At 61.9% G+C, this 18,076-nt stretch carries 16 protein-coding genes and 1 tRNA gene; 5 read left to right on the top strand and 12 right to left on the bottom strand.

The features are described from left to right. Positions 1–114 precede the first annotated feature (114 nt). Positions 115–210: a DUF924 family protein gene (locus NW853_RS04075; RefSeq protein WP_414347913.1), complete on the top strand. Its 96-nt coding sequence runs from the start codon at positions 115–117 to the stop codon at positions 208–210. Here the strand turns inward: NW853_RS04075 and NW853_RS04070 are convergent. The 6 genes from NW853_RS04070 to prmA all read right to left on the bottom strand — a co-directional run bounded on the left by NW853_RS04070 (position 184) and on the right by prmA (position 7,651). After that, a complete protein-coding gene (locus tag NW853_RS04070) occupies positions 184–1,221 on the bottom strand; it encodes a M14 family metallopeptidase (RefSeq protein WP_414347911.1) in 1,038 nt (345 codons plus the stop codon). The two genes, NW853_RS04075 and NW853_RS04070, sit on opposite strands and share 27 nt — an antisense overlap. A gap of 281 nt (positions 1,222–1,502) precedes the next feature. Beyond that, the gene (locus tag NW853_RS04065) at positions 1,503–2,972 is read right to left on the bottom strand and encodes a glutamate-cysteine ligase family protein (RefSeq protein WP_414347908.1); all 1,470 of its coding nucleotides are present in this window, start codon (positions 2,970–2,972) and stop codon (positions 1,503–1,505) included. A 115-nt stretch (positions 2,973–3,087) separates the two neighbouring features. After that, entirely contained in the window at positions 3,088–4,581 is a 1,494-nt protein-coding gene (locus NW853_RS04060) for a hypothetical protein (protein WP_414333603.1), read from the bottom strand. Positions 4,582–4,587: 6 nt separating this feature from the next. Next, positions 4,588–5,847 carry a histidine--tRNA ligase gene (hisS, locus tag NW853_RS04055; protein ID WP_414347907.1) on the bottom strand — a complete coding sequence of 420 codons (1,260 nt, stop codon included), beginning with the start codon at positions 5,845–5,847 and terminating at the stop codon, positions 4,588–4,590. Between the two features lie 95 nt (positions 5,848–5,942). Next, a complete protein-coding gene (locus NW853_RS04050; protein ID WP_414333607.1) occupies positions 5,943–6,743 on the bottom strand; it encodes a 16S rRNA (uracil(1498)-N(3))-methyltransferase in 801 nt (266 codons plus the stop codon). Further along, positions 6,716–7,651, bottom strand: coding sequence for a 50S ribosomal protein L11 methyltransferase (prmA, locus tag NW853_RS04045; protein WP_414337713.1), 936 nt, complete (start codon positions 7,649–7,651; stop codon positions 6,716–6,718). Before prmA ends, NW853_RS04050 begins: the two co-directional genes overlap by 28 nt. Before the next feature lie 425 nt (positions 7,652–8,076). Between prmA and NW853_RS04040 the strand changes: the two genes are divergently transcribed. Continuing rightward, positions 8,077–8,904 carry a hypothetical protein gene (locus tag NW853_RS04040; protein WP_414347904.1) on the top strand — a complete coding sequence of 276 codons (828 nt, stop codon included), beginning with the start codon at positions 8,077–8,079 and terminating at the stop codon, positions 8,902–8,904. A gap of 31 nt (positions 8,905–8,935) precedes the next feature. Here NW853_RS04040 and NW853_RS04035 read toward each other — a convergent pair whose 3' ends face one another. Next, positions 8,936–9,685 carry a phycocyanobilin:ferredoxin oxidoreductase gene (locus NW853_RS04035; RefSeq protein WP_414333613.1) on the bottom strand — a complete coding sequence of 250 codons (750 nt, stop codon included), beginning with the start codon at positions 9,683–9,685 and terminating at the stop codon, positions 8,936–8,938. 227 nt (positions 9,686–9,912) lie between these two features. After that, positions 9,913–9,999 (bottom strand) — tRNA-Ser (locus tag NW853_RS04030). Positions 10,000–10,119: 120 nt separating this feature from the next. Here NW853_RS04030 and panB point away from each other — a divergent pair. Beyond that, the gene (panB, locus tag NW853_RS04025) at positions 10,120–10,905 is read left to right on the top strand and encodes a 3-methyl-2-oxobutanoate hydroxymethyltransferase (RefSeq protein ID WP_414333614.1); all 786 of its coding nucleotides are present in this window, start codon (positions 10,120–10,122) and stop codon (positions 10,903–10,905) included. A gap of 42 nt (positions 10,906–10,947) precedes the next feature. Here panB and NW853_RS04020 read toward each other — a convergent pair whose 3' ends face one another. Beyond that, positions 10,948–11,364 carry a hypothetical protein gene (locus tag NW853_RS04020; RefSeq protein ID WP_414333616.1) on the bottom strand — a complete coding sequence of 139 codons (417 nt, stop codon included), beginning with the start codon at positions 11,362–11,364 and terminating at the stop codon, positions 10,948–10,950. Positions 11,365–11,530: 166 nt separating this feature from the next. Between NW853_RS04020 and NW853_RS04015 the strand changes: the two genes are divergently transcribed. Then, entirely contained in the window at positions 11,531–13,126 is a 1,596-nt protein-coding gene (locus NW853_RS04015; protein WP_414337705.1) for a hypothetical protein, read from the top strand. On the opposite strand, the gene NW853_RS04010 is transcribed toward NW853_RS04015, so the two are convergent. The 3 genes from NW853_RS04010 to NW853_RS04000 form a co-directional block, all read right to left on the bottom strand. Then, positions 13,123–14,331, bottom strand: a complete 1,209-nt coding sequence (locus tag NW853_RS04010; RefSeq protein WP_414333620.1) for a glycosyltransferase — start codon at positions 14,329–14,331, stop codon at positions 13,123–13,125. The genes NW853_RS04015 and NW853_RS04010 overlap by 4 nt on opposite strands. 18 nt (positions 14,332–14,349) lie before the next feature. Next, positions 14,350–14,763 (bottom strand): PH domain-containing protein, encoded by a 414-nt coding sequence (locus NW853_RS04005; RefSeq protein ID WP_414333622.1) that lies wholly within the window; start codon positions 14,761–14,763, stop codon positions 14,350–14,352. Between the two features lie 569 nt (positions 14,764–15,332). Then, a complete protein-coding gene (locus tag NW853_RS04000) occupies positions 15,333–16,292 on the bottom strand; it encodes a YgfZ/GcvT domain-containing protein (protein ID WP_414333624.1) in 960 nt (319 codons plus the stop codon). 93 nt (positions 16,293–16,385) lie between these two features. Between NW853_RS04000 and NW853_RS03995 the strand changes: the two genes are divergently transcribed. Then, a complete protein-coding gene (locus tag NW853_RS03995) occupies positions 16,386–17,912 on the top strand; it encodes a hypothetical protein (protein ID WP_414333626.1) in 1,527 nt (508 codons plus the stop codon). Positions 17,913–18,076 lie beyond the last annotated feature (164 nt).

Genomic DNA, 18,076 nt, shown 5'->3' with positions numbered 1-18,076 from the left:
GCGTACCTGCCATCCCTCGCAGCGAGACGGAGTTCTCTGGTTTCCCCGCAATGGGTTTCGCGGCACTCCCCCTGCCGTTGCAACGGATCCCTTGGCTTTGGGTGGCCCAGGGGTTTGATCAACAACTTCCCCCATCGCAATGCCGTTCTCAGTCGCCCCTCTACAGCTGCAGAGCTGGATTTTCTACAACAGCCGGGGTCTTTTGTCTGAGGGGGGGGCGATAGCGGCCAGAGGGTAGCGCTCCATCAAGTAGCAGAGGCAGTCTTGGCGGATGATGCGGCTGTTGAGGGTGAGCATGCTCGGCATAATGGGCACGCGGGTGCGAATTTCGCCATCTTGGGCGTAGAAGAAGCGATCGGCCACATTTTGGCCCTGCTCGTCTTGCACGTCGAGGTGAAAGCCGTTGCTCGTCCAGCCGATGCGGGTGTGGGGAGGGAGCTCCCGGAAATTGAAGAGATCCAAATCGGGGGGAAAGCGCAGGTGTGGGTCGTCCACCTCTTCCCCAAAGCTGAAGCTCACCTCGTCTGGGATCTTGACGATGGCAACGCTGTGGAACAGGTCGATATCCTGGCTAAGGACGGGGCGCTGAGGGATTGCTGACAGGTGCAGGCAGGCTTCCAGAAATTCGCGGGCATGTTGGGTGCCGTGGGGCTGATCCGGCTTGCCACATTCCAGGGTTACCGCCGGCCAGAAGCGACCAAAGGCCATGCTCTGTACCCCTTCCGGTTTGGTGAAGTAGAGGACGGTGCGCCCAAACAGGGTGGCCAGGTGCAGGGTAGAAGCATCTAAGTAGTTGACACAGGCGTAGTGGGGGTTGGTGCCGGTGTTGTTGTGAATATCGACGCTGGCAAACACGCCCCGCTGCTGCATCTGCTGCAGGACGGCCTGGGCCATGGCGTGTTCGGGGGTGGAGCCGGGGCCCCAGATGCGGTTGTAGTCCGGTTGGCCGTCTAGCCGCCGTTGTCCTTGGCGAGCAGCCCACACATTGCCGATGAAAAGGGACAGGGAACGGGGCAGTTCCCGCTGGACGTAGCGGCGCAGAAGCTGTCGCACCGCCTGCCAGCCGGTGACCTCGTTGCCGTGCAGCAGGACGGACACAAACAAGGGGGGATCCCGTCGTCCTGCCAGATGGATGAGGGTTGGCCCGCCCAATCGGTCGTAGAGTTGATGGGCTTCTAAATCTAGGAGTTGCTCCGGCAGGTGATCGAGAACAGTGAGCATACGGTTTTTTGGGCAAGCACCTCAACGCAAACCTTTTGGCTGCTTAAGGACAAAGGGGATCCGGGAAATAGGCCCTCACCCCCAGCCCCTCTCCCAATGGGAGAGGGGAGATGGAGATTGGGGTAGCGAACTGTCTCATCCTTAGCTGGAGGTAAACAACTGGCTGTCGTGCTTGTGGCTTAGGTCGTCGCCCTGAACTTTGAGAAGGCATCCCTTCCGATGCAGGCATGCCCAAGCGGTGACCTATCCCCCCCGCCGGCAACTATGGGGAGACGGCTTCCCTAGCCGAGATCCCAGGTGTGTACCGGCTGACCTTGCCGCTGCCGTTCCCAGTAGGCACAGGTCAATTGTTGCATATCTTTACCATGCCGGGCCACGTAGCGGCGCTGCCAGGTGGCCCCATTCTGCCCCGACTCGACACGGCCGCGGAGAATGCCCAGGTACTCCTGGATGTCCTGGGGCGCCAAGTCCAGTTGCGCCAAGCCCGCCTCTGCTTGCGGGATCAGCTCTTGCAGCAACAATTGGCGCAGGGATCCCTGCCAACCGTTGAGCCAGGTGATGGGGGCCTCGAGGCCGAAGCGGGCGGCCGTATAAAAATTGGCGCGGCACTGGGCAAAGCTCAGCTCCTGCTCCGGGGGAAGAGGTCGGGATCCCAGAGCTTGCACCAGGCCAAAGTAAAAGGCCGCATTGGCGATCATGTCCGGCAGGGTGGGGCCTGCTGCAGCCACCCGCTGTTCGATGCGCAGGTGGGGAACGGGCTCCAAGCCGATGAGGGGGCGGTTCCAGCGCCAGATGGTGCCGTTGTGCAGACGCAGGTGGGCCAGCTCCGAGGGGGCAGCGGCTAACCTTTGCGGCAACACCACCGGGTAGCGGTGCAGATTTTCCCAGAACAGCTCCATTAGGGATCCCTGGACATAGCCTTGCCCGAAGGTAACGCGAGCTTGGTGGGTGGGGGCGAGGGGGGGTGGGCCATCCAAGGCTTGCTCAAACACCGGGATGCGGGTTTCCGCCCACAGGTCGTGCCCAAACAGATAGGGAGAATTGGCTGCCAGGGCTACCAAGGGGGCCGATACGAGCAGGGAAGCGTTGAAGTAGCGGGCTGCCTGGTGGGGCGACACCTGCAGATGGATTTGAAAAGAGGTGGTGGCTGCCTCCAGCATAACGTTTGGGTGGGTGACGCGCAGCAGGGTGGCAGGCCCTGCGATCGCCAGCCCCAGGGGCGGGATCCCCGAGGGTTGCTCGCGCCGGTGCAGGTTTAGGATCTGCTCGTTGAGGGCCAGGTAGCGCTTGCGGGGGGAGATCATCTCCAAAGTGAGCTGCTGCTGCTGCAGCGTGGGCAAAATGCCGATCATCATCAGCCCCGCCTGCAGTTGCTCGGCCACTCGGCAGCAGCGATCCCAGGTCTGTTCCAGCTCTTGGCGGAGCTGCTGCAGAGCGGATGCAGCCAAAACCTGGGGCCGGCTGTTGAGCTCGATGTTGAAGCGGGCCAGTTCCGGCACCACCAGCGGGTCGTTGACAGCCTCCAGGTAGGCTGAGTTGATCGGGGCCGGATCCCCCTGAGGAGTCACCAGCCAAGCCTCCAGCTCGAACCCTCCCACCGGGGATCCCTGGGCAAAAGGCTGACAGGCGGGATCCAGCCCCGGCGCGGCGGCCAGCCAGCGGTCCAGCAGATCTGTCTCCTGCTGCAGCCGAGCTTTGAACTCGGCAAAGTCCTCTGCGCCAAAGCTGAAGGAGGCAATCTCCTGGCCCATCGAGACAACTCCGCGGCTCCCCTGGATGAGAACATCGTAACTACTCTTGTCAGCCCCGACTTGAGCACGAGAAGGAAAGAACTTCGTGATAGTTAAGCCACAAGATCACCCCGACCTAGGGCAAGATGGAGCGGCGCTCCGTCACGCGGTCGCTCTGCTGCTGGCGATCCGGGCTGACGGCCCAAGCCTCGAAGATCAGCTCGGGGACGCCAGGAGGGATCGTCAGGCGGGTGAGGGCTTGCCACTGCCCTTGGTCGTCGCGGGAGAAGTCCAGCAACCAACGGGGCCCATCCACCAAAGAGCGGGTGCGGCCATGCTTCACCCAAAACTTGATCCAAAAAGGAGCTTGATGGGGCGATCCGGCAGGGTCGGCCATGGGGGGCAAGCGCAACACCACATCGAAGTTGTCTCCGGCTCGGAGTTGCTCCGGCACCACCAGTTGAGGAGTGGGACAAAGCGAGTTTGAGGACTCCGTTCCGCTTACGCGACCAGAGCCCTCCGGGATCCCAGCCCGTGCCTGCGTTGGCAGGACGGACTCTAGGCAGGGTGGCTCAGCTTGGGCAGGTGAGGGAGGCAACTCTGCCGTCTCCGCTGGGGACTCCGTCCAAGGGTCGCGAACAGACAGAGGTTGAGCAGATTGCAGGGGATCGTCCTCGGGAGAGGGGGTCTCGCGCTCCCGTCGCAGGGTGGAGTCTTCTTCTGGGGCGCTGTGCTGCCAGATGCGCAACAACTTTTGCAGGGTGCGTTCCGGAGACAGCAAGGTTGGCGTCGGGGCGGGACTGCTGCTTGCAGCTTGGGGGGAGGCTTCCCGCAACTGTGGGATCCCCGAAGAGGAGGCAGGCAGCTCTCCACCTTGGCTTCGGCAGCGGATGGAAAAAGGAATGGTCAAGGGTTGCCGGTTGGGATCCCCCCACGAGGAAGGGGTGAGGCGCAGTTCTCCCTGCAAAGGCTGGAGCCAAGCGTGGCTCGGCAGAGTGATGGGGATGCTGAACACCGCCGTCCGAGCTTCTGCCGGAAATTGGATCAGCCGTTGCCCTTGGAAAATTGGGTTCTCTCCCCCTTCTTGCCAAACCCGTACCCGTAGCTCGCCGCTGCAGCCGATCCGCCCCGTCAACACCAGCACCTCATCGGGGGATCCCTCCAATTCGCTGTGCATCAGGGAAAACAGCTCTGGTGGGACGGCAGCCGCTTTGGTCTGGGCAGAGGGTTCGGGCCCCGTTGGCTGGGCCGCCAAAGGTGCTGCGGGTTCCGGCTGAGCCGAGACGGGCACAACCTGGAAACGCAGGCAGTTGTTCAGCTCTGTCTCACCGAACAGCTCGGCGATCAAATCGGCATCGCGACAGTGCAATTCCCAAAAGCCAGGGGTGAGGTGGGTGGCCGGCAAAATGATGCCGATCCCTTCCTCGTTGGTGCGCACTGAACGGGTTTGGATTTGCGCAGGAGTGGCAGCAGTGGATCCTGGATTCTGTCGGACTTCCACCGTAATGGTGAAGTGGGGCTGGGGGGAACGGGCAACGATGGTGTAGGTGTCCTCTTCTAGAACGGCCCCCTCGGCTGGTACCGGCTGCCACTCTTCTTGGCCGTTGCGCCGCACCCAAAAACTCAACATCGCTCATCACCTCTGGGACGCCAAATACTTCACCAGGTCAGCTTGCAAGAGGGTTTGCTGCTGCCCCGTGGGCAAGTGCTTGAGCTGCACTTCTCCGGCCCCAGCTTCTGCATCTCCCAGCACAACAGCCCAAGTGGCGCCGCCGCGGCTGGCCCGTTTGAACTGCTTGCTGAAGGCGCTGCCGCTGAGATCCAGCTCGGTGCAAAAACCGGCCTGGCGCAGGGCTTGGGCAATTTGAAGGGATTGAGCCTCGGCTTTGGCTCCGCGGGAGATCACGTAGATGTCCAGCGGCCTTACCACCCCCTCTGGCTGCTTCTTTTGCAACAGCAACACCAGCCGCTCCAGGCCAATGGCCCAGCCCACTGCCGGGGTGGGAGGGCCGCCCAGCTCTTCCACCAGGCCGTCGTAGCGACCGCCCCCGCAGACGGTGCTCTGGGATCCCAGCTCCGGCGAGATGATCTCAAAGGCGGTGTGGGTGTAGTAGTCCAAGCCGCGCACCAGGTAGGGATCCAGCTCAAAGGGGATGTCTAGGGCTTGGAGATGGGCCTGCACTTGCTCAAAGAAGGCCCGCGAGTCGGTGCTGAGGTAATCCGGCAGCTTGGGGGCCCTCTCGGCAATGGCACGGGTGCGGGGATCCTTGCTATCCAGGATGCGCAGCGGGTTGCGGCCAAGGCGCTCCTGCGAGTCGGGATCCAGCTCCTCCTTCAGGGGGGTGAGGTAGTCCACCAAGGCTTGGCGGTAGGCCCGCCGATCCTGCAGATCCCCAAGGGAGTTGAGCTGCAAGGTGAGGTTCTCCGCCCCCACCGCCCGCAGCAGATCCCAGGCCAAGGCGATGACCTCGGCATCGGCGCGGGGATCGCGGCTGCCCAGCAGCTCCACCCCCAACTGGTGGAACTGACGCTGCCGCCCTGCCTGGGGACGCTCGTAGCGAAACATGGGCCCACAGTACCAGAGGCGCTGCACATCGCCCGCCACCTGCAACCCGTGTTGGATGTAGGCCCGCACCACGCCGGCGGTGTTTTCGGGGCGCAAGCTCACCTCCTGCTCGCCGCGGGTGCTAAAGGAAAACATCTCCTTGCCCACCACGTCGGTGGCGCTGCCAATGCTACGGGCAAAGAGTTCCGTCAGCTCCAGAATCGGGGTGCGGATCTCCTGGTAGTTGGCCCGCCCCAAGATCTCGCGGGCGCTGGCCTCCACGCGCTGCCACAGCCTCACCTCCGGCGGCAGGATATCGCGGGTGCCCCGCACCGCCTGGATCATCTCCATGCCTGCTCTCCCTTTTTGGAGCCGCGCCAATGGCGATTGTTGTTATCCATCCATCAATTATCGACGACAGCGCTCCGCACTGCTAACAAGACAGGCTAAGCTCGCCCAGAGCGAGGATGCCGTTCGAGGAGCGGAAGCAGATCCCAGCCCAGGTAGGGGGTAGCAATTTGGCTGGCGGCAACAACAGCGGCGGTGGTGGCCCGCAAAATGGTGGGGCCGAGAGAGACCGGTACTCCCCCATGTTCCTCGGCCTGCCGACGTTCGGCAACTGTCCAGCCCCCCTCTGGGCCGATGGCCATAGCCAGGACGAGCTCCTTCTGCGGCATCCCCAGCTTCGGCAGGGCTTGCACCAGCAGGGGGACGTTCTCTCGAGCGACGGCTATACCCCACCAGTCGGCCCTGAGCTCGGCCAGCCAACTTGTCCAAGGGGTCGGGGGATCAACCTGGGGCCAGCGCAGCCGCTCACATTGTTCGGCGGCCTCCTGCACAATTTTCTGCCAGCGTTCCCGCCGGCCAGATCCCGGCTCCACCACGGTGCGCTCCGTCAGCAGAGGAGTAATGCGTGCTGCCCCCAGCTCGGTGACCTGGCGAAACACCTCATCAAACCCCGGCCCCTTGACCACCGCCAAGCCCAGATGCAGGTAAACGGGCAACTCCCGCGGCAGCGTCTCCACCTCGCCCGCAATTTGGGATCCCTGCGGCTGCCAATGGGCCAGCCACAGCTTGCCGGAGCCATCCAACACCAAGAACGGATCCCCCGGCTTGAGGCGGCGCACCCGCTGTAGGTAGTGCCGCTGCGGGCCGGTCAAATGCAGCCCACCCGCGGGATCCCGCTGCGCCGGGTCGATGGCCAGGCGGGGCAGGGAACTCAGGTCGTGCGTGCGTTCAGACAGCACCACTCCCCCCGTCGCCAGAGGGCTGCCACCACCCATTCATTGGCCTCCAACATCTCCGCCACCAACTTGGCCTGCTCGATGAGGATACCGCTGAGGATCAGCCATCCCCCCTTTTTCACCACCAGGCCAAACTCCGGGATCATATCCAAGATCACGTCCGTCAAGATGTTGCACACCAGCCCGTCCACCACCTCGGGAATATGCTCCAGGCTGCCTTGAGCCACCACAATGCGATCCGTCAGGCCGTTGAGATCCCGGTTCTGGAGCGTGGCCTGCACCGCCAGCGGGTCGATGTCCACCGCAAACACCCGCTTTGCCCCCAAAAGAGCCGCCGCCACCGACAAAATGCCCGAGCCACAGCCTACATCGGCCACCGTCACCGCCAGGGGATCCCCGCTCTCCAGGCGCATCTCCAAAGACTCCAGACAGAGCTGGGTGGTGGGGTGCGTGCCCGTGCCAAAGGCCATGCCCGGATCCAGCCGCAGCAAGAGACGACCGGGGTGGGGGGGTGGATCCAGCCAGGCCGGACAGATGAGCAGCTTGTCCCCGACCGGTTCGGGCTGCCAGTGCTGCTTCCAACTGTTGCTCCAATCCTCTGCCTCTATGCGTTCCCAGCGCAGTTTGGGAAGGGGCTGGCCGGCAACAAGGGCGTCTTGCCGCAGGCGCAGCGCCAGAGCCGCCAAATCCAGAAGCGTGGCGCGGAACCAGGGCAAATAGGCGTGAATGCTGATTCGATCTTCGCCGTAGGCCTGGCTGGCCATGCCCTGACAGCCAAAGCTCTCCAGCCGCCAAAAGATCTGATCCTCCTGGGCAGGGGCAGCAATGATGTTGAGATCCCACCAGGCCCCAGCCGGATCCGGCCCTTGGGCAGGCGAGAGCGGGCTGAGGTTGGCAACGGTCGTGCTCACTAGGGATCCCTTCAACAAACCTAAGGAAAACCGAAATGTTGGCTAACAGAATAGTGATCCAAGTCGCCAGCAGGCTAGCACTTAATACAGCACTCTACATCAGAAATTGGAGCCCTCCCCTCAATTCATCGTTTAGGCTTTAAGAGCCTGCCCCATTGTTCCTGGTTAATCTGGGATTTGAAGGCGCACGCTGTTGGCTCAGCAGCGACGCAGGGATGAACTCCCCCCAATTGGGGGATGGCCCTCAGCGGTTCCTTGGATGTCCAGCTCAGCCTTATGAGATAGATTAAATCCAAAAGTATTGAACAAGAATTGGGTACAGCGTTGACGCTCGCTTCGAGCCCCAGTGATTTTACGGATAGATGGGGTTGGGTTAGGGCGTGTTGAGCAACGATAGAGAGGAAGCAATGCAGGTGGCAAGGCCGATGTCAACCGAGCAGTCAGCGCAGCAGCCGAAGGTGGCTCCTCTTGCCAGAGGGGAAAGGGCTGCCCATGAGGATCCCCAGCCGCTCAAAGTCAGCACTCACAAGGACTCCGTCCCGCTGACGCGAACGGCTCTCATGCAGCGCTTCAACCAGAGCTTTCCGCCTTTTTATAGCCAGTTTGTCAGCAGCGAGGTGCAGGCCCAAAATCTGCGCTTGGCCTATGCCCTCTACCAAACCCGCAAGGCCGTGGTACAGATGCAGGACGAGCGCGGCAAGACGGTGGTTTGTCTGGCCTATCGCAACCGACCTTCTCTGCTCAGCGACCTGTTTGGGGTGCTCACGGCATTCAATCTCTCGGTACACGGCATCCATCTCTACGGGCAGATCTACGCACCCCACTTGGTTTTTATTCGGGTCACTGTCTCCCGCGATGGCCACAGCCTTTCTGCCCAAACCAAGCTCAACCTAGAACGGGCTATTCACGAGTGCTTGGCAGGAGTGTTTCCCGTTCATGAAACCTTGGCGCTGGAGTTTGATCTCAAGGCCAGCTTGAAAGACACCCAGGTTTCTTTTTATTTTGACCCGGTGTTTCATCTGCCCACGCTGTTGGTGGATGTGGACAACCAGCCGGGCGTGTTTTACCGGGTGATGACCGCTCTAGCGCAGGAGGATTTGACTGTGGTTAACCTCAATCTGATGCTCCGCCGCAAGCAGACGCGCTTCATTTTCTACTTGCTGGGGCCGGATGCAACTCCAACCATGCCAGAGTTCCTAGGGCAAAAATTGGCGTTGAGCATCCGGCAGCGGCTGCAAGGGGATCCCGTCTAGAAAGGACTCCGTTCGAGTAGCGCGAACGGCACTAGATGGGCATAGGACTGGGGGGCAAGTCAAAAAGGACGGTGCTCATGTAGCGCTCGGCCCAGGCGGGGCCAAAAGCTTTTTCTAGAACGCGGCGGGTGCGGTCGTTTTGCTGTTGCTGGCTGCAGTAGCGCTGCTGCCCTTGGTAGTGGGCCAGGATCTGTGCGGGATCCGTCTGCGGGGGGAGCTGTTGCGCCAGCCGGCAGTGGATTTCCAGATAACGGCAGGCGAAATCCAAAAAGCGGTCGGCTTCCGCCTCATCGCCGGGCCGGATAAACAGACAGTAAGGGGAAAAAATCGTCCCCCACGGCGGCAACTGGCGCCGGTTTTGGAAAGGGGCGAGATGAGCTCCCAAAGCTTCCAGCTCTTGGACATAGGGATCCGGCAAAGTGGGGGTGACCGGCGAGAGATCGACGATGGCGGCGCTCACCTGACCGCGGCCGGCCACAATATCACAGCCAAACAGCGGCAGCGGGTACTGCGGCTGCGGAAACATGACGCAGTGGAGAATATCCAGGCTTTGCCCGGCCTGGGCCAGCTCCAGGTGCAGCTTGCGAAAGGGATCCCCTTGGTAGCAGCGGTTTTCGATCTGCAATTTCTCCCCCTCTAGGCGGCCCTCCACATAGCCCAGATCCTCCGGCAGGGCATAGGGAGCCAAGGTGAGGTGGGATCCCCAGATCTCTAGGATCGCCTCGCAGAGACGCCGGATAAGGGGGTGCAGTTGGGTTTGCAGAGCAGGGGCGGTGAACATGGGAGCCAAGAAGACCGGTTAAGCGACAAGTCCTCGGAAGCCCCGCCGGGCCAATCCCCAAAGGTGCCTTCCTGAAACCCAGGTTTCAGTAAGCTGAGGTGGGACTTAACAAAGCAAGGGATCCCAGCCAGTCCAGGGCTGCCGGGGGCTTTGGCGGAGGTTGAGAGGGCCGGGTGCTGACCCTACCAGGCGTTGGCAGCGTTGAGCGCCATTGGATTGCTCGAAGACGGAAGGGGTGGGATTCGAACCCACGGTGACCTTGCAGTCACAACGCTTTTCGAGAGCGTCACAATCAACCACTCTGTCACCCTTCCAGTCTGCATAGGGCTTTACCATCTTAGCGGCAAACCGGATATCCTGCTCAAATCCCCCGCAGGATGCAGTTGATGGGAAAGTGCTCCGCACCGGCGGAGCCCAGATGAGATCATGAGGATATGGTTGCTCTATCCATTCACCACTTTCGCCAGGCCAAACAGGCGGGCCAACCCTTGGTGGCCCTTACGGCTGCCGACTACGCCACGGCGCGGATTTTGGATCAGGCCGGCATCGACTTGATCTTGGTGGGCGACAGCCTGGCCATGACCAACTTGGGGTATACCAGCACTCTGCCCCTGACCCTGGAACAGATGATCCACCACGCCCAGGCGGTGCGTCGCGGGGTGGAACGGGCCTTTTTGGTGGCCGACTTGCCCTTTTTGACCTATCAAGTCCACAAAGAACAAGCTCTCCTCTCGGCAGGGCGGCTGATGAAGGAGGCAGGGGTAAACGGGGTCAAGCTGGAGGGGGGCTACCCCGACATGGTGGAAACGGTGGCCTTTCTCGTACAGCGAGGGATCCCAGTTTTGGGCCATATCGGCCTCACCCCGCAGGCCAAACATCAACTGGGGGGCTATCGCCAGCAGGGCAAAACCACTCCAGAGGCCGAGCGCCTGCGGCAGGAAGCCCTCAGCCTGGAGCAAGCCGGAGCCTTTGCCCTGGTTCTGGAACACATGCCGGCGGAATTGGCTGCCCAAATCTCGGCCCAGGTGGGGATCCCGACCCTGGGTATTGGGGCCGGGCCAGCCTGCGACGGCCAGATTCTGGTCACCCACGACCTGCTGGGGCTGAGCGAGCGGATCCCACCTTTTGCCAAGGCTTATGCCAACTTGAGGCAGGCGATCCAAGAAGCGGTGGAAGCGTTCGCCGAGGATGTCCACAACAAAGCGTTTCCCCCCCCCTGAAGAGATCCCCTGCAAACTTGGGGCGGCCGCTGGCAGCCTCTGTCAGGGATCCCTCACCAGCACCGTCCCGCTCACCACAGCACTTTGCCCCAACCGGTCGAAGACCCGCAAACTGAGCAGGTAGGAGCCGGGCGTCAAGCTCAGGGGGGGGCGAATGCGGAAGCGGGTTGTACAGGACACCTCTCCAGACACACAATTGACTTGGGCTGCCGATAGCGTCTGAACCTCGATCCCCGACCAGGACACCTGAAACGCCAGCTCCGCCGGGATCCGACCCGGCACCGACACGGAAACCCCCAGCTCCAAAAAACCGCCCCGGCTGACTACAGACGGAATGTCGCTGCTGGTAATTAGAGGTGGCAGAGGAGTGTTGGCGGTGATCGCGTCGGCACCGCAACTAGCCAGGGTTGTCCCCAGCAAACCCAGCAGCAGTAGCCAAGGTTTGGATCCCAGCTTCATCACAAGGTTCAGCCCGAAAACTCATCTCCCCAGTATAGAAGCGGCGGCAACAGGCTTAGCGTCAGTTTTGGAAAAAGCTAAAAATTTACGCCACATATAGTGCCAAGCTGGATTTTCGCCCAGGCCATCTGCTACAGTAAGGCCCATAACCTGTCGAGCAGTGGTCATGGAAGGGGAAGAGGAGCTAAAGGCTTTGCGGGCGCGGGTGCGCAGCCTGGAGCGATCCCTGGCAGAATCGGAGGCGCTGTCGTTGCAGCAGATTGAGTGTACCCATCGCTTGGAACGTCAACTGCTGGAAGCGCAGGCCCAGATTCAAGAGCGGGATCAAGCTTTGCAGGCGTGTCAAGAAGAGCGAGAGCGGCTGGCACAACGTCCTACCCTAGAGGCTTTTCAACTGCAGCAACAGCACATCGAAGAACTGCAGAATCTCCTGTGGGAAATGGAGCGCCGTCCAACGCTGGAGCACTACCACATTCTGCAGCAGCAGTTGCAAACCAGCCAGACGGAAATCGAAACCCTCAAGACAGAATTGCAGCGGCGCGTCGATCCGGCCCGCTTTTACCAACTGCAGCAGGAGCTCCTGGAGCTGAAACAGCAGGCCGGCCAATTGGCGGAATACGCCGTCAAGTTGCCGCAGGTGCAGCTTTTACAAGCCCAATTGCAGCTCCGTGTACAAGAGCTGGAAGAGGAAAAGGCGCAGTTGCAGGCGCAAATCCAGGAGCTGGCCGGTCGGCCTTCTGCCCAGGAATTGGAAACCCTGCGGACGGAGCTGGAAGCTGCCCACCGCCAGGCCGAAGCGGAGTGGCAACGTCTGCAAACCCATCTGGAGGGCGAAAAAGCCCACCTCGAGGCCGAGCTGGCCACGGCCCGGCAGCAGATTTGCCAGTTGGAGGAACGCCCTACCCCGGAGCAGTGGGCGCGCCTGCAAGCGGAGCTGGAGCACCTGCGCCAACAAGCCTCTTTTGCCAAAGCGGAGCGGGCCACTCTCCTGGAAGAGTTACAGCAGAGCCAGCAGCGGCAGGCGGAGCAGGCCCAGCAAATTGCCAGGCTGGAAGCAGAACTCCAGGCCTTGCGCCAAGAGCCACCCTCGGCAGCAGCCCCGGTGGATCCCAGCGGCGAGGTAGAGCCTCTGCAGGCCCAGCGGATCCTAACCCTAGAAGAGCAGGTGCGGGCTCTCACCCGTGAGCTCGACGCCCTGCGGGCCGAGCGGGATCAGCTTATGCAAGAGCTGGACCAGCGACCCACCCGAGAAACCCTGGAGGAACTCCGGCGAGGGCGGGAACTGGCCGAGGCCCACCATCTGGTCAGCCAAAAACAGATCGAGAAGTTGCAGCAGCAGGTGATGGCTTTGAAAACCGAGTGTGTGCAGGCCCACGCCTACGCGCAAACTCAGGAAAAAGAGGTGGCCCTATTGCTGCAGCGTAACCAGGAGCTGGAGGAGCAACTGGCCGCCCTGCGGCAGTCGGCTCCCTCTCAACCTGCGGCTGTCGAGGCCAGGTCTGGCCGTCCGGTTGGTGCTGCGCACCGCTGGCCCGACCAGGAACGGGCGCCTGAGCAGCCTGCTCCCTCCCCAACCACCGTCCGCCCCACAACTGGGAGAACGCCCGCCGGCGGGATCCCGACTCTGACCCTCGAGGAACGGCAGGATCGGGCGGAAAAGCTCCTAAGACGCTCCGCCTTGGCCTCTGCACGGGCCGGGGGAGAAGGGGGTAGTCGCAGCCGCATCGAGTTGCCGGCTTTTGTGCAGCGGCGGCTCTACTAAGCGCTCCATTCTCGGGGATGCAGCGGCTCTCCCGCCTGAAAACGGGGCCAGGCCCAGCGCAGCAGGGATCCCAGTTGGGCATGGAATCGCTGCGGGGCAAATTGCAGGGCGTGGGCGCGAATCTGTTGCGGATCCCATTCCCGACGATCTGCCTGGCGCAGCCCTTCCACCAACGCTTCCACGCTAGCCTCGGGAACGAGGATCCCAGTTTGGCCGTGGACGACGGTCTCGCGGGTGCCGCCTCGGTCGAGAGCGACCACGGGGCGGCCACAGGCTTGTGCCTCCACCGGCACCAGGCCAAAATCTTCCTCCCACGGGAACAGCAGCACCCGGCAGTGGGCCAGCAGCTCCTGCAGACGGTCTTGGGGCTGGTGGGGTAAAAACTCGACTCGTGGCCCTGCCAGTTGCTGAAGTCGCGGCAGCTCCGGCCCTTCCCCCACGATCAGCAGGCGGCGGCCCAGCCGTTCACAGGCCGCAATGGCCAGATCCACCCGTTTGTAGGGCACCAACCGCCCCGCCACCAGGTCGTAGTCGGCTCTGGGATCCGCCACCGGCTCGAACCCCTGCAGCGGCACCGGCGGATAGATAACGACCGCCTCGCGGCGGTAGAGCTTGGCGATGCGGCGGCGGATGTGCTGCGAGTTGGCGATCAACAGATCTGGCCGTTGGGCCGCCACAAAATCCCACTGGCGCAAGCGGTGCAAAAGCCATTGGCTGATCGCATAAGTAGGACGTAGGGCCCGCATCCCCGCCCGTTCCAGGTAGAGTTCCCGGTTTTCCCAGAGATAGCGGGTGGGGCTGTGGATGTAGCTCAGGTGCAGCGTTGAGGCCCCTGTCAGGATCCCTTTGGCAAAGGCATGGCTGCTGGAGATCACACAGTCATAGGCGGAGAAATCGAAGCTCTCGTAGGCCAAGGGCATCCAGGGCAGCAGATACTTGAGGCGACCATGGTAGTTGCGGCGCAGCACCCCCAGCCACCTGGCCCAGCCCTGCAGAAAAGAAGTGTGAATCGACAGCTTCTGCCAAGTCGGCGGCAAAGTGTGAGCCGAAAAAAGGCTGACGTACAGAGGTGCCTGCGGAGCAAAGGTCAGCAGCTCCTGCAAAACCTTTTCCGATCCTCCTGGCCAGATCAGGTACTCATGCACCAGCGCCAGGCGCTCAGGCCAGGCAGGATCCCGGCTTGGGAGAGTGGGGACGACGGCCACGGGAAGGGATAGGCACGGTCAGGACTTGACAAGACGGCGTTTTTGGCCAATCGGGCCGCTCACCTGCTTGGCTTTTTCGTCGATCCGCTCGTTGATATAGTTGTAAATTTCGCGGAAGCGAGGCAGGGCCCGCATCTCCAAGCGGCTGCCATCCTTGAGGGTGAGCACCATATCTCCCCAGACGCCCAAGCCCCGTGGCACGATGACCACCTTGGCGATCTCGCTGTAGATCACGTCAGAGCGCTCCTTGCCGCCCCAGCCGCCGATCACCGTGATGCGGCGACTGGTAATCCGGTAGTGTACCCAGAGCTTGCGCACCAGTGCTCCCACAAACAAAGGCAGGCCGACCAGCGTGGCCCCGATGAAGGAGTTCAACACCAAATCGCCACTGTGAGGGCCACCCTCAAAAAAAACCTCTTCTTTTATAGCCATGTCCAGCTCACTTGCTGCCCCGCGTCAACCCGAACGATCCTAAAAACAATCGTGACATTCTCCCGTCACCGACTGCAAGCGGTACGGCGCCAGCTTTCCCACATCCCTGTTGGGCTTTTCCGGCCATTGCCAACGATGGAGTTTCCCTTAGCTGTCCCGGGGCACTTCCCAACCCGCCCAATCCCACCATTCGAGCCGCCGCCCGCCGGGTTGGCGAGCAGGGGAAGCAAGTAAACTACCCGCACTCTAGGCGTCAGCATGAGTGCGGGCTTTGGGTAGCCCCGCAGTTGGTAAACCAACGGCCCCTCACCCCTAGCCCCTCTCCCAGAGGGACACCCTCACCCCCAGCCTCTCTCCCAGAGGGAGAGGGGAGCTGCGCGTTCGCGACAGCGTTGCGCGGCAGTAACGACGTAGAGAAAGGTTTCATTGCTATTTGAATGACTATGTAGTCTGGCTCAACCCCTTTGTTGGCCTAGCGTGCCAGGGGGAATGCCAGAGTCCAGGTATCTCGACGTTCACTGTTTGGGCAGAGCGCGGGACTTGGAGCTCCCCGCTGAACTCCTCGAAGGTTAAACAACAGGCGGAAAGCTCAGAAAGGGCAGGCGGGTGAGGATCCCTGGCACAGGGCCTACTTCCACTGGCAAGCCTTCGGCAGGCTCGAACTTGGTGCGCACATATCCCAATCCCAGGGATCCCGCTGCAGCGGGGCCGGCACTGGTCAGCAGCCCAATCTTTTCCCCCTGCCGCAAAATCGCTGTGCCGGGCAGGACTTCTCCTTGGACGCGGATCCCCCACAGAGTTTGGCGGATGCGTTTGTAGGTCACTTGCTTGGCCAAGACTTCCTGGCCGATGTAGCACCCTTTGGAGAGGGAAATGGCGTGCCACAGACCAGCTTCCAAGGGGTTGTAGTCGGGGGTGAGTTCTCGGTCGGCGGCGGGGCGACCGGCCTCCAGGCGCAGGACTTCCCAAAGTTCAGGTGGGGCCAGCTCCGCTCCGGCTTGGAGCAGGCGCTCGGCAAGGGCAGCTTTGTGTTCGCTAGCCCCCCAGAGGGTAAATCCCGGCTGGGCAAGGCCCGTGCCACAAGCCAGATGGACAGGGATCCCTTGGATCTCCACGCGGCGGTGCTCATAAGGTCTGGTTGGGATCCCTTCTGGGCCCACCACCTGCTCCAAGAGGGCCTGGCTCTGCGGGCCGATTAACCCAAAGCCAAAGGTCTGGTCGGTCTCATCTTCCAACTTTGCCCCCCGCACAAAGGGCAACAGACGCCCCAAATTCTGCATCAGCAGGCTGCGCCGCTGGGGTGAAGTCCAGATCCAGCAGTCTGCTTCTTCCACGTACACCGTTGCCAAATCCAGAATGCCGGCGGTGGAGGTCACGAAAACCGTATCCGCCCCTTGGCCGGGCTTAAGGGCTTTCAGATCTTGCGTGCTCTGGCTGTGCAAATAATCCAAGCCCGGGGATCCTTGCAGGCGCAGGCGGCCCCAGTCAGAGCGATCCAACAGCAGGGATCCCGTCCGTGTGACAGACATCGCTCACCCCAAAGATAGGATTTGGCTTTCTTTCCTACCCTAGAATAGGCTAGTTCACCCTATCGTCTGTGGCAGACCCCCGGTGTACTGATTGTGATCGAAGTTGAGGTTCACCAACAGTTGCGGCAGCTTTTGCGGCAGTCTCCCGAAGCTGTGTGGCCCCATCAGTTGACGATGGCCCGCATGGTGGCGCGGGGGCTGCGGTTGGGTCGCAGCACCTTGATTCAGGTGCCTGCTGGGGGCCAGCACCGCCTCAGTTATCTGCTGCCGGCTCTGATGTGGCCGGATGCCACGTTGCTCTGCGCTCCGGCGCCCGTGCAGGCGCAAATCTTGGGGGAAGAGATCCCCTGGCTACAACAGACCCTGCAGTTGCACAAGCCCGTCCTGCAAAAAGACCGCTGGCCGGAGCCCGATTTTCGGGGGCTGCTGTTGGTGGATCCCCTGGATTGGCTGCAGGCTCGCCTGAGAAAAGATACCTCGGAAGTGCCAACGGGGATCCCTCTGATCCTCGATGGAGCCGAAGACTTGGAAGATTGGGCCTACCAAGCGCTGACGGTGACCCTGGAAGCCAGCCACTGGCAGCAGCTCCGGCAGATCTTCCCCGCCGAAGCTGAGCAGCTTTCTCAGGCGCAGGTCAATTTGGCTCTGCGGCTTTTGCGGCGACCGCTTTGCCGCTGCCTGCTGCATGCGGATGAACAGGTTCACCTGGATGCTGCGCTGTCTTTGCTGGTGGGCTACCCCGGCTGGTTGCCGGATCCTTGGGATCAGATCCGCCGGCGGCTCAGGGATCCTGTTTCCAGTTGGATCTGGTGGGCGGAAACCGACCGAGAAACCGGTCGCCTCACCCTTCACCACAGCCCGACAGCTCTGCACGATCGGCTGGCACCCATTTGGGCCACACAGCCGGTGGTCATTATTGGGGAAGCGCTGGATCTGGATCGTCAGGCAGCAACCTATCGGCAACGGTTGGGCTTGCCGGATCTGACGCCGTTGCGATTTGCCTCAGGCGAAAGTTGGTCACGTTCCGGCGAGGCGGAGCTTTGCCTCTACTTGCCGCGCCTGCCTTTGCCCAACAACCCTCTATTTCGAGATCACCTGCTGCAAGAGCTGAAAAAGCTGATCCCTCAGACGCAAGGCTTTGTGGCGGTGTTGGTATCGGATCGGCCCCTGCAGGCACAGGTGGGTGCGGCTTTGGCCGCCGAATTCGGCTCGCGGGTGCGGGTGAACAGCCTATCTCCGGGAGAAAGAGGGATCTTGGTCTGCGACTGGCTCCACTGGCTGCACCACAAGGCCAGCCTGCCCTGCCCGGAGCTGCTGGCCATCGTCACCTTGCCTTTTCCCTCTGTGGAAGATCCCAGGGTGGCCGGACGGGTGCACCATCTGCAACGCACTCAGCAGGACTGGTTCCGTCAGTACCTTTTGCCGGTGGCCGCTGCCCAGTTGCAACGGGCCGTCGCGCCCCTGCGGCAAAACCTGCATGCGGGCCAAGACTCCAGCTCGCCGACCCGATGGGTGGCCATTTTGGATAGCCGCATCATTACCCGTAGCTACGGCGTCTCGCTGCTCAATGCCTTGGGGCCAACTTTGCGGGTCGAACAGCGCAGCCAATTGTTTGTTTAGGGATCCCTGGGCTTGTGGGCTCTTTGCCCTCACCCCCAGCCCCTCTCCCGGAGGGATGACCCAAGCGCTCCGCGCCGCTAGCGCGAACACCCCCGGCCCCTCTCCCTCTGGGAGAGGGGAGATTTGTATCCTAGGTAGCCAAAGCCAACCGGGATCCAAGCTAT

The organism is Synechococcus sp. H55.11 (genome assembly GCF_047462475.1).
GTDB lineage: Bacteria > Cyanobacteriota > Cyanobacteriia > Thermostichales > Thermostichaceae > Thermostichus.
This window is presented reverse-complemented; position numbering and strand designations above follow the sequence as displayed.

What these genes read in the sequence shown, in the direction of transcription:
- NW853_RS04070 (WP_414347911.1), bottom strand. Translation starts at nt 1,221, where the DNA reads ATGCTCACTGTTCTCGATCACCTGCCGGAGCAACTCCTAGATTTAGAA.
- NW853_RS04065 (WP_414347908.1), bottom strand. Translation starts at nt 2,972, where the DNA reads ATGGGCCAGGAGATTGCCTCCTTCAGCTTTGGCGCAGAGGACTTTGCC.
- NW853_RS04060 (WP_414333603.1), bottom strand. Translation starts at nt 4,581, where the DNA reads ATGTTGAGTTTTTGGGTGCGGCGCAACGGCCAAGAAGAGTGGCAGCCG.
- hisS (WP_414347907.1), bottom strand. Translation starts at nt 5,847, where the DNA reads ATGGAGATGATCCAGGCGGTGCGGGGCACCCGCGATATCCTGCCGCCG.
- NW853_RS04040 (WP_414347904.1), top strand. Translation starts at nt 8,077, where the DNA reads ATGTCAACCGAGCAGTCAGCGCAGCAGCCGAAGGTGGCTCCTCTTGCC.
- NW853_RS04035 (WP_414333613.1), bottom strand. Translation starts at nt 9,685, where the DNA reads ATGTTCACCGCCCCTGCTCTGCAAACCCAACTGCACCCCCTTATCCGG.
- panB (WP_414333614.1), top strand. Translation starts at nt 10,120, where the DNA reads ATGGTTGCTCTATCCATTCACCACTTTCGCCAGGCCAAACAGGCGGGC.
- NW853_RS04020 (WP_414333616.1), bottom strand. Translation starts at nt 11,364, where the DNA reads ATGAAGCTGGGATCCAAACCTTGGCTACTGCTGCTGGGTTTGCTGGGG.
- NW853_RS04015 (WP_414337705.1), top strand. Translation starts at nt 11,531, where the DNA reads ATGGAAGGGGAAGAGGAGCTAAAGGCTTTGCGGGCGCGGGTGCGCAGC.
- NW853_RS04005 (WP_414333622.1), bottom strand. Translation starts at nt 14,763, where the DNA reads ATGGCTATAAAAGAAGAGGTTTTTTTTGAGGGTGGCCCTCACAGTGGC.
- NW853_RS04000 (WP_414333624.1), bottom strand. Translation starts at nt 16,292, where the DNA reads ATGTCTGTCACACGGACGGGATCCCTGCTGTTGGATCGCTCTGACTGG.